We start from the raw sequence: 10999 nt of genomic DNA on the forward strand, positions 1-10999 counted from the left end.
GGTAAGTGCTAGGTTGGGAGATTATAACAAGGCGATTAAACTGTATGAAAATGCTTTAATTTTCCGCCGCCAGACCGGCGATGCCATCGGTGAAGCAAATACCTTGAATAATTTAGGAGATGCTTATTTAGCATCTGGAAATTATCAAGATACCATTGCTACTTATGGTGAAGCAATGCGGACAGCTAAAACCAACCGCGATCGCACTAATCAATTACGGGCAATTGACGGTTTAGTTACGGCTCACACTGCTGTAGGACGTTACGAACGCGCCTTTGACTTACTAGAGCAGCGTTTAGCACTCGCTAAAGAATTACAAAATTTACGCGAAGAATTAAAATCTTTTGAATCTTATGCCCAGTTATATAAGCAACAAGGTAACTACCTAACTGCCTGCAATTTTTATGAAAGGGCAATTATACTGGCGCGGACATTGCAAGACAGCAAGCAAGAAGTGCAATTGCGGGATCAATTAACTAAAATAATTCAGCGAAAGTAGCATTAAGACACTGAAAATCTTTTGCATTATTGAAAGTAGGGGCAATTCATGAATTGCCCCTACAGTTTTGTATAAGTTAACCCACGCCTTGCCTCTACTAATTCAAGAACACTGAACCGTTTGATTCAATTCTCATAGCACTTCTACCCTGTGCTGCACTGGTGGCTTCCTTAAATGTAACTTCCAAAGTTCCTGTCTCTGAAGAAGCTTGTGGAGTTACTATCAACTGTCCGCCATCTTCCCGTTCAAATGTCACCGTTACTGGTGCCCTTAGCCCTTGCAGTGTGACATTGTATTTACCTCGTAGCGATCGCGGTGCCGTATCGCCAATCACTTGGTAGGTTACATTAGCAGCAGTATCATTCACTAACCTGATATTAACTGTACCGTTTGCCAGTGCGATCGTTGCATTGGGGGCTTGGCGTGGTTGTAGCAGTTGTTGGCCATTGGGAACCGCCCCTGATGGGGACTGTTGAGTTTGATCTCCAGGGGCTGGGCGTGGTAGTCTGACACCTGAATCTGGAGCTTCACCGCCAACGCCCAATCTTGTTTGCTCTTGTGATGGGGTAGCAGGGGTAGGCAGAAGCCCTTGAGCAGCTAGTTTTTGTGTTAGCGCGTTGGGAGGACATCCCTGTGGTACTACAACCCGATTATTATGTGGTTCTTCGTAGAAAATTCTAGGACAAGGGTTAATTTTGGGAGTAGATTCTTGTGCTAGTACTTGAGGAATTGCTGGCATACTAATCAATAATCCACTACAAATAGCCCCCAATAACTCAGCGGACTTGCGAAATGTTTGAGATTTCATATTCATTATTGACTCCTTAAAAATATCAGACTTATCTTTTTTTAATAATTTATAAACTGCATATTGAATTATTATCTTCTAAGCTATCATTGGATGAATTTAATCTTACTAAGCATCTCTATTTTTTGTATCTAACCAAAGAATTGAAAATAGTCTAATATTAGACACAACTATTTCATCCCCAAGGCTGACAAAGCTAAATCATTAGTGATAGTGAGAAATGCCAAAACTAACAAAAAAACAATGAGTTATGATAACTACTCAAGGAAATAAATAAGAGTAGAAATATCAAACTGTAGCAATTAAATAAATGGCTAAATATTGCCACTGTTGTTATATAAAATAGAAAATTTATTTACTTGCCTACATCTATCAGAAGAAACAAAAGTTTATTACCGAATTAAGGCTCAAGAGTTATTGGTAAGGTGACAGTAAACGTGGTGCCAATGCCTTGGGTACTTTCAACTTGAATATGACCGTGATGATGTTCGATAATAGCTTGAGCGATCGCTAATCCCAATCCTGAACCTGTAGCGCTGGCTGTGGCTGTATTCCCCGTCCTATGAGTACGTGCCGGATCTACTCGATAAAAGCGGTCAAACAAGCGTGGTAGCGCTGCGGCTGGAATTCCAACTCCGGTATCACTCACCTTAACTTGCAATTGGGCACTGGTGTTACGTAGTCCAGAAACACGATTTATTCCCTCTATCCGCGCCAATTCCACTTTCACTCGTCCACCTGCTGGAGTGTAATGCAAAGCGTTAGCGATTAAATTTGTGAACAGCCGCACCAATTGATCCCAATTACCTACAAGAGTAAACCAATTTTCCAGTAATTCGGGGCTAGTTTCAGAGATAGGAGGGTCAACTAAGTCTAGAGAAAGGGTGATTTTTTTCTCAGGGACTAACAATTGTTGTTCTTCAACCACTTCTATTAGCAAAGCGTCCAACGGACAAGGTGAAAAAGTATCTTTGCTAATACCACTATCCTGTCTTGCTAGGAAGAGTAAGTCATTGACTAACTTACCCAAACGCTGCGTTAACCGTTCCACCACCTTTAACTGTTGTCGATATTGCAAAGAAGTAGTCGTTTTTGTCTCTGCTAAATCCAAGTCAGCAAGCGCAACTTGCACATTAGTTTGAATCAAAGTGATCGGACTTCTAAGTTCGTGGGAAGCATCAGCAGTAAATTGTTTAAGACGTTGATAAGATTCACCCACCGGTTCCATCGCTTTACCCGAAAGAAACCAACCACTTGCGCCTACCGAAACCACCATTAAACCAATACCTAATGCCAAATCAAAAATTAACTGGCGACTAGGTTTAGTAACTTCAAACCAGGGATGGCTAACGCGCAAATATCCTAATACTTGTCGTCTCACTTCTACGCGTTGGGTGACTTGTCGTAATAAGAGTGGGGAGTTAGGAATTTTGAATTTTGAATTTTCACCCTCTGCTTTGACTATGCGTACAGTTTCACCAGTGCGATTGACACGAATGGGAATATTTAGGGGTTCAGATAGCGTTGACCAAAGTAATTTACCAGTTGGACTAAACCATTCTAGGTCAATGTGGTCATCTTCTACAGCGTCGCTATTATTACCAAAACTGGCTTCTACGTTAATGCGAAATTTATCTGCATCAGTATTAATTGGCTCAAATATTAGTGTAGATGCACAACCACTGGTTGTGAGACAACGCTCCACTATTTCCACTACATGGTTAAGGGTGTCATCAATCCGCTCAATCAGTGTAGTACGAAAGTATAAATAAACGCCACTGGCAAACAGTAGCAGTAATACAGCAGTGACGGCAGTGTACCAAATTGCAAGACGGCGGCGAGTAGCTTGAAACATATTTCCACCTACTTTTTTTGACTGAATATCATTAGATTACGTGTTAAGAATAATTTTAAATTACTTTCAATTATCAACATTCTTTCAAAAGAATACTGGTAAAATTGTTGGCGATCGCATCAAATTGTAACGCTGAGAAAAATAATATAAATCTAACTTTGATTCTATTTGCTGAGGGTTTAAATAAAAGTTTAAATCTTTGTATACACTGATTTTCTACGCATCTTATGCAACAAAAGATAAGAGCTTTTAAAACCTAGTTTTTAGCTAAAAGTTAAAAATGCTGCTCATTGGGCTGACAACAACCCAATGAGCAGCATAGCAGTCTGAGATTTTGAAATAAGCAATGTTTCAAAGCTCTGTCTAAACTGGTTTTTTTAGTTAAGTTGACATCTGTAGTTAGATATCCACCCCACAAGCAACAGTTGAGTATTTTTATCTGGAAGTCGCTTGAATACGAGACGCTGTACAAACAAATAATGCAGCTTTAGCGAGAAACGACCATCTGGAGAAGGTTGATTACGAATTAGATGATATTAAACGCCTACCAAAACGACCTCCCGCAGATTATCAATCACATCACTCAGATTACCTGTATTCAGGCGGTAACTCAGAGGATGAGCAATCAATCGCGCCGTGCTTTCATACAGACTAGCAATTTCAATCAAACCATTTTCGCGTAAAGTCCGCCCTGTAGAAACCAAATCTACGATCGCTTCTGACATTCCAGTAATTGGGCCTAGCTCTACTGAACCATACAATGGCACTATTTCCACAGGTAAATCCAGACTATGGAAATATTCACGAGCGCAATTTACATATTTTGAAGCAACTCTACCATGCGGTGGTAAATCTAAAGGCGATCGGTAAGCACTTGATGCTTTTACCGCCACTGACATTCGACAATGACCAAACTGCAAATCTACCAAGTGGGCAACTTGCGGCTGCTTCTCCCGCAGCACATCGTAACCAACAACCCCTAGTTGTGCTTGACCATATTCCACATAAACGGGCACATCTTGCGCCCGCACCAGTAAAGCTTTTGCAACTCCCTTAGTGTCAGGAATTTGAAGTTGGCGAGTTCCTGAATCTAAAAAAGCACTAAAATCTAATCCGACAGCTTGTAGCAAGCGGATGCTATTTTTAAGTAGTTCCCCTTTTGGCAATGCAACAGTCAGCATTTTTTTTATTGGTATCCTTAGCGTCTTGGCAGTTGAATAATATTGAGAATATCTCTATATGCTTACCACAAGCAGCATGAGAATTTTATTAGTTGATGATGAAGTTGAACTAACTCAACCTTTGAGCCGCTTGTTAACTCGTGAAGGTTATGCCGTAGATGCCGTTTATGATGGGACATCTGGCAGCGAACTTGCACAGACAGGCAGTTATGACCTACTTATTTTAGATTGGATGCTGCCAGGCAAAACGGGGTTAGAGATTTGTCAGGAATTGCGCCGCCAAAGCAAAACCACTCCCGTATTGTTTTTAACAGCTAAAGATACTCTTGATGACCGCGTACAAGGTTTAGATGCTGGTGCTGATGACTATTTGGTTAAACCTTTTGAACTGCGGGAGTTATTAGCAAGAGTCCGTGCTTTATTGCGTCGTTCCGGTACTCAAACCTATGAGACTACCACCGGACGACTTACTGTCGCTGATTTAGAACTCGATTGTGAAAATCAAGTAGCCTATCGCCAGGGACGAATAATTGAGCTATCGCAAAAGGAAAGCCAGTTGTTGCAATATTTTATGGAACACACTGGACAACTTCTGACTCATGCCCAGATTATGCAAAATTTGTGGCAAGAGTCAGAACAACCTAGCAGTAATGTAATTGCGGCATTAATTCGTTTGCTGCGGCGTAAGATTGAGGTGGGTAGAGAAACTACGTTGATTCACACAGTCTACGGCAAAGGCTATCGTTTCGGTGCTTCGTCTGTGGAGTCGGTTTAGCACCCAATAGGCTTGGGTTAAGGTTAAAACTCTTTGTGAAATCAATCTTTTTAATGTAGACGCAAAGCGGCTTGCCGAAGGCTACCACAGAGGCGCAGAGAACACAGAGAGAAGGAAAAATGCTTAACTGAACTGTATTGAATTATAACTAATTAACCGGACATGATATAAATCCACAGGCATCATAATTTGTGAAATCCCCTTTCAGAGACGAAGCTGATTATTCGCACCCATATCTTCTTTACTAAACCCAAGAAAAATCTCGGAATCTTCCATAGATAAGCATTGGTAACGAAAGAGGTTGTGTTGGTAACGAACGCATAAGTGTCGTTACTAACGAATAAGCATTAGTAACAAAAGAGGTTGTGTTGGTAACAAACGCATTAAGTGTCGTTACTAACGGATAAGCATTGGTAACAAAACAGGTTGCGTTGCTAACAAACGGACAAGCTGTGCTAGGAACAATAACTTTATTCCTAACCACACCTCCATACAGCATTACCAATGTTTGCAACGATTTTCTCTATTTGGCTTAGTCAACAGTATAGTGGCGATCGCACTCACAACATTCGTCATCACTATAAACTTACAACAGTTTTCATTGAATTGAACGACATTGTAAACCTGTTATAATCAACAATTTTGAGCTTATAGTATTAAAATTTACCCAAAAAATGATTGATTTGAAGTTGCAGTTTTTCTCGTAATTGTTGTGCTTGTTGATAAGCTGCTGCACGCCCTTTCTTTGAGTGGTTATCCAATCCTGCTGGTTGCAAAGGTTGAATAAAGTAACGCAAACGAGTTTTCATTGCCCAAACTCCCATTGAGGGAAACATAAGTAAGGCAAACATCAAAGGCGACAAAGGTAAGAATGGTAGTTTGACTAGTCGTTGTAACTTGGTGAAATTAACGGCCCAAGGATGCAGAGATTCACTGCCGATGCAAATTACTGGCAGAATCGGAATATGATAGCGATCGCTCAACTGAATAAAGCTCACATCAAACTTTTCTAGTTGATAGCGTCTTCTCCAACCTTTCAAAGGCCCGCGAACACCTTCGGGTGCATATAAGAGAATTTTACCTTGAGCGATCGCGCCCTCAAAATCATCTAATTTGGCTCGCACACCACCTAAAACCTGCGACCATTGAGGTGGTAGCCACCAAATCACCCAAGGATGCTCAAATAATGCTGGATTTGCGATGGGTTGTACTACCCATCCTTTGGCTTCACTTAATAAATAACCCAAGGTTAAAAAGTCCCAAGGAAAAGACATCCCGGCATGATTCATTGCCACAATCAATGGCCCTGTTGGCGGCAAGTTTTCAAGTTGTTGCAACTCTCCCCGAAAATAGTATTTAACGATAGGGGCTAGAATTTCTTTGCCAAAAGCTTGTTGATATTTAGGATCGAATTCACCAACTTCTTTTCGAGGTGAACGAAAACCCAGACGCAACCAGCGACTCAGCAACGCTAGATAAAATCCACCAGGAATTAAAAATAATCCATATTCTAGCCAATTCCAACCATCTGGATCTATGTGATAGTGCTGCCAATGGCGGTTGAATAAAATTAGCCATCCTGGAGGATACCAAAGACAAAACCAATCAAACCAGTTAAATATATAGCCTTCACCTGGTGCATTTTCCTGTTGACTGTTTAATAAGTTTTCGGAGTGTTGATTAATCAAAACAGTTAAAGATTAGGATTAGGCAAAAGTTTTATTAATAGTGGATCGTAACTTTCTAATTTTTTGACTGGCATCTGACCATAGAAGTAAAACTAACTACATATTTTGGAATCTATTCTAGATTTACAACGTAGTTCAGTTAAATGCAGTACAAAGGTAGGGGTAAAGCATATTGTTTCCCTACAATTATCTGTATCTCACCTTGGCGTAGCCTCTGTCTGCGACACGCTGCGCGAACGTAGAGAAGTTGTAAGCTGCTGTAGTTAATAAACTAGCGATATAAAAAAGCTTTTATCAAGTACAAAATTAACTTTATATATAACAAATTAATTTAGATATGAATCATGAAAGTGTGACACACTACCAATTGTTTGGCTGTGTGCGATCGCTAATAATTATTTAGTCAAATTGCCTTAAATAATACTATCTTGCTATCCCATCCCAAGCAAAACTTAATGTTTATTTTATATCTACCTTCTACAGCAAACAGTAAGCCGTGAAGACTGATAACTGAATCTTGATGTTTCGCCAAAAGATGAAATTGATAACGACTAATGATTATTTAAATTCTTCCTCAAGCTGGAGACGAATGGCGAGACATCTGTCCTACTCTTCCTACTATGGAACTAGAAAAGCCACTCAAAATTTCAGATTTAATCCGTCAACTTCGGCAGCAACTCGATCTCTCTCAAGAGAAGTTTGCAGCTAAGTTAGGAGTTTCCCTACGAACAATCAATCGCTGGGAGAACGGAGCTACAGTGCCTTCACAGATGGCACTAAAGCTGATTGAAAAAACGTTAGAGAAGATGGGCAAAGCAGATAAAAGACTAGTGAACGAGTATCTCCCAAAATCGGAGCAACGGGAGGACTCTTAAGATGATGGTGAAAGTACCTGAAAAAATTTTGATGATGCGTTGGTTCATAGCTTTTAGTGTGATGATTCTGGCAGTCATGACGGCACTGCTGTTGACAAAAGTGTTACTGCCAGTTTTCGATCCGAGCATATTTACATTATTTTATGCTGCTGTGGCAGTTAGCGCCTGGTATGGTGGTATGAGACTGGGAGTGCTAGCGATCGCTTTATCTGTGACAACTGCGCTCTATTTTTTGATCGATCCAGTCTACTCTTTCGATTTCCTCAGCCTCAAAGTCCTGGTACAATTAACCACATTCTCACTAGTATCCTTCTTAATTACTGCGCTTTCTTCAGAGTTGCGAACTGCTAGACGCAAAGCAGAGACAAGCCTCAAGTTGTTGCAAAATAGCGAAATGCGGTTTAGCCGACTGGCAGAATCCAACATTATTGGGGTAATCGTCACTGATATGAACAACGGCTTCATTATCGAAGCCAATGATGCTTTTCTGAAGATGATCGGCTATACGCGAGAAGATTTCTCTGCTAACCAAATAAACTGGCGCGAGATTACCCCACCGGAGTATCTTCTTTTGAGCGAACGTTCAGTAGAAGAAGTGAGAACTACTGGAATATGTAAGCCTTTTGAGAAAGAATACATTCGTAAAGATGGCGATCGCATTCCGGTTCTGCTCGGTTCTGTGACGCTGGGAAATACTCAAGAAACGGTTATTGCCTTTGTTGTTGATTTGAGCGAACAGCAAGCAGCACTACGGGAACGCAAACAAGTAGAAGCAGCATTACAGCAAGCCAATCAGCGGAACACACGCACTCTAGAAAACATGAGTGATGCATTTATGACTCTAGACCGAGACTGGCGAATCATCTACCAAAATGCCGAAGCAGAGCAAATTAACGGCAAATCCCGCACAGAAGTCATTGGTAAGTCGCACTGGGAGGAGTGGCCTGTATCGTTAGGCACAAATTTAGAGCTAAATTATCGATGGGCAATGGCAGAGCAAATTCCCGTCCATTTTGAGTATCACTACTACTTACCACCCAAAAATGACTTGTGGCTGGAGATTCACGCCTACCCTAGTGAAGATGGTCTTGATATTTTCTTCCGCGACATCAGCGATGTCTACGACGAGCTTCGCTTACGCAAACAAGTAGAACGAACTTTACGGGAAAAAGAAGAGCGTCTGAGGTTAGCGAACGAGCGGTTTGAGTTAGCAGCATCTGCGGTCAACTGTCTGATTTATGACTGGAATATAGAACAGGATAGCGTTGAAAGAACCGAGGGGTTAACCCGAATTTTGGGCTATTCCCTCGCAGAATCTGAATCAACTGGTAGTTGGTGGCGTGAGCTTGTCCACCCAGAGGATTTGCAATATGTACAAGAAGAGGCGCGAGTTGCTTTGGCAAATAGCGATCGTTATGCTGCCGAATACCGAATTCGCAACAAAAACAATCAGTACATCTATGTTTTAGATCAGGGGATAGTAGTACAGCGAGATACTGATGGAAACCCGTTACGTTTAGTTGGCAGCACTACAGATATCAGCAAACGCAAACAGGCAGAGAAGGCAGTCCAAGCAAGTGAAGAACGGCTCAGGAGTTTTGTGAAAGCGAATATAGTTGGCATTCTCTTTGGTGATGTGAATGGTAGCATCACTGAAGCCAACGACGAGTTTTTGCGAATTGTCGGCTATACCCAAGAGGATATTCAAGCAGGTAAACTATGCTGGGCTGATATCACGCCACCTGAGTATCAATATTTAGACGAGCTGGCTATTGCCGAAGCAATAGCGAAGGGAACCTGTACTCCTTATGAAAAGGAATTTATTTGCAAAGATGGTTCTAGCGTCCCAGTTGTAGTTGGCTACTCCCTTTTAGGAGAATCTCGGCATAAATCAGTCGCATTCATTCTGGATATTAGCGATCTCAAACAAGTTAAAAAAGCGCTGAGTCAGAGCCAAGAGCAATTTCAAGCTTTTATGGACAATATTCCCGCAGCTGCATGGATTACGAATGCAAACGGACGTGTAGTTTACCTCAGTCCAACTTATTTCAGCACATTCAATGTGCCAACCAATAAGGCGATCGATAAAAACATTTTTGACCTATACCCAGTCCAAATTGCTCAACCCCTCCTCGATAACATTAGAATAGTTGCCGAAAGGAATCAGGTTGTTCAAACGATTGAGTCTGTCCCACGCACAGATGGCACTCTTGGCGAATTTTTAGTCTATAAGTTTCCCATTGCCGATGTGTCTGGCCAACGCCTAGTAGGAGGGGTTGCAATTGACATTACCGAACGCGAACGCGCCCTTCGCGAACGCCAGCTTGCAGAACAAGCCTTACAAGAGCGCAGTGAAAGACTTAAACTGCTTTCGGAAACGACCAGTGATTTGCTTTCAACCGAGCGCCCTTTGGATTTGATGAACAGCTTGTTTAGCAAACTCTCGGCGCAAATGGATTTGCATTGTTACTTTCACTATTTAATCGATACACACGAAAATAAGCAGAAACTCCGGTTAGTAGCTTGGAACGGCATTACTGATGAAGTATTTCAAGCAATTGAATACCTGGAATTTAATCAAGGGATATGCGGACTAGTGGTGCAAGAACGCCGTCAAATCGTCGTCAATAATGTGCCGCACTCTACCCATCCCCATGCCAACATCCTCCATGCTTTAGGAATTACAGCCTATGCAGGTCAACCGTTAATTGCTCAAGGAAAGCTGCTTGGTGTCCTCTGCTTTGCCAGTCGCACCCGTACCAATTTCACTTTTGGGGAAATAACTCTATTACAAGCAACTTCCGATCAGGTGGCGGTTGCTCTGGAACGCGCTCAGTTAATGGCTTCGTTACAGCGACGGAAAGAAGAATTAATCCAAGCTAATCGAATCAAAGATGAGTTTTTGGCGGTGCTTTCCCACGAACTTCGCACGCCGCTAAACCCGATTTTGGGATGGTCGAAATTACTACAAACGAAAAAGTATGATGAAGCAACCACTACTCGCGCTCTCGAAACCATTGAGCGCAATGCCAAGTTGCAAACCCAATTAATCGAAGATTTACTGGATGTCTCTCGCATTCTCCAAGGTAAACTGAGTCTGAATATTGCTCCTGTCAATCTAGAAACTGCGATCGCCGCAGCAATAGAAACTGTACGTCTAGCCGCCCAAGCCAAATCGATCGATTTACGATTTACGATTTTAGACTTTGACGCGGGCACTCAGTCCTTACCTGCGGGACGCTACGCGATCGACAAGGCACAGGAACCATCGAACGATTTTGGATTAGACAATTCTCAAATAAATTTATAGTCTATGGA

At 41.7% G+C, this 10999-nt stretch carries 8 protein-coding genes; 4 read left to right on the plus strand and 4 right to left on the minus strand.

Going from position 1 to position 10999, the window contains the following annotated elements; all coding sequences use genetic code 11:
- Positions 1-499 (plus strand): tetratricopeptide repeat protein (locus tag IQ229_RS01625; RefSeq protein ID WP_194040680.1); only part of this gene is annotated, 499 nt, incomplete at its 5' end.
- A gap of 97 nt (positions 500-596) precedes the next feature.
- Here IQ229_RS01625 and IQ229_RS01630 read toward each other — a convergent pair.
- The 3 genes from IQ229_RS01630 to hisG all read right to left on the minus strand — a co-directional run bounded on the left by IQ229_RS01630 (position 597) and on the right by hisG (position 4343).
- Positions 597-1313, minus strand: a complete 717-nt coding sequence (locus tag IQ229_RS01630) for a hypothetical protein (RefSeq protein ID WP_194040682.1) — start codon at positions 1311-1313, stop codon at positions 597-599.
- A gap of 394 nt (positions 1314-1707) precedes the next feature.
- Positions 1708-3162, minus strand: coding sequence for a sensor histidine kinase (locus IQ229_RS01635; RefSeq protein ID WP_194040684.1), 1455 nt, complete (start codon positions 3160-3162; stop codon positions 1708-1710).
- A gap of 536 nt (positions 3163-3698) precedes the next feature.
- On the minus strand, positions 3699-4343 hold the full coding sequence (hisG, locus tag IQ229_RS01640; RefSeq protein WP_194040686.1) for an ATP phosphoribosyltransferase: 645 nt from the start codon (positions 4341-4343) through the stop codon (positions 3699-3701).
- 76 nt (positions 4344-4419) lie between these two features.
- On the opposite strand from hisG, the gene rppA reads away from it, so the two are divergent.
- Positions 4420-5118: a two-component system response regulator RppA gene (gene rppA, locus IQ229_RS01645; RefSeq protein WP_194040694.1), complete on the plus strand. Its 699-nt coding sequence runs from the start codon at positions 4420-4422 to the stop codon at positions 5116-5118.
- A 656-nt stretch (positions 5119-5774) separates the two neighbouring features.
- Here rppA and IQ229_RS01650 read toward each other — a convergent pair.
- Positions 5775-6806: a 1-acyl-sn-glycerol-3-phosphate acyltransferase gene (locus IQ229_RS01650; RefSeq protein ID WP_194040688.1), complete on the minus strand. Its 1032-nt coding sequence runs from the start codon at positions 6804-6806 to the stop codon at positions 5775-5777.
- Between the two features lie 620 nt (positions 6807-7426).
- Here IQ229_RS01650 and IQ229_RS01655 point away from each other — a divergent pair.
- Positions 7427-7681: a helix-turn-helix domain-containing protein gene (locus tag IQ229_RS01655; protein WP_194040690.1), complete on the plus strand. Its 255-nt coding sequence runs from the start codon at positions 7427-7429 to the stop codon at positions 7679-7681.
- Between the two features lies 1 nt (position 7682).
- A complete protein-coding gene (locus IQ229_RS01660; protein ID WP_194040692.1) occupies positions 7683-10991 on the plus strand; it encodes a PAS domain S-box protein in 3309 nt (1102 codons plus the stop codon).
- Positions 10992-10999: the final 8 nt, after the last annotated feature.

The organism is Nostoc cf. edaphicum LEGE 07299, from assembly GCF_015207245.1.
Classification (GTDB): Bacteria; Cyanobacteriota; Cyanobacteriia; order Cyanobacteriales; family Nostocaceae; genus Nostoc; species Nostoc edaphicum_B.

Excerpts from the sequence above, each read along its gene's own strand:
- IQ229_RS01635 (WP_194040684.1), bottom strand. The coding sequence starts at position 3,162 with ATGTTTCAAGCTACTCGCCGCCGTCTTGCAATTTGGTACACTGCCGTC.
- IQ229_RS01655 (WP_194040690.1), top strand. The coding sequence starts at position 7,427 with ATGGAACTAGAAAAGCCACTCAAAATTTCAGATTTAATCCGTCAACTT.
- hisG (WP_194040686.1), bottom strand. The coding sequence starts at position 4,343 with ATGCTGACTGTTGCATTGCCAAAAGGGGAACTACTTAAAAATAGCATC.
- rppA (WP_194040694.1), top strand. The coding sequence starts at position 4,420 with ATGAGAATTTTATTAGTTGATGATGAAGTTGAACTAACTCAACCTTTG.
- IQ229_RS01660 (WP_194040692.1), top strand. The coding sequence starts at position 7,683 with ATGATGGTGAAAGTACCTGAAAAAATTTTGATGATGCGTTGGTTCATA.
- IQ229_RS01630 (WP_194040682.1), bottom strand. The coding sequence starts at position 1,313 with ATGAATATGAAATCTCAAACATTTCGCAAGTCCGCTGAGTTATTGGGG.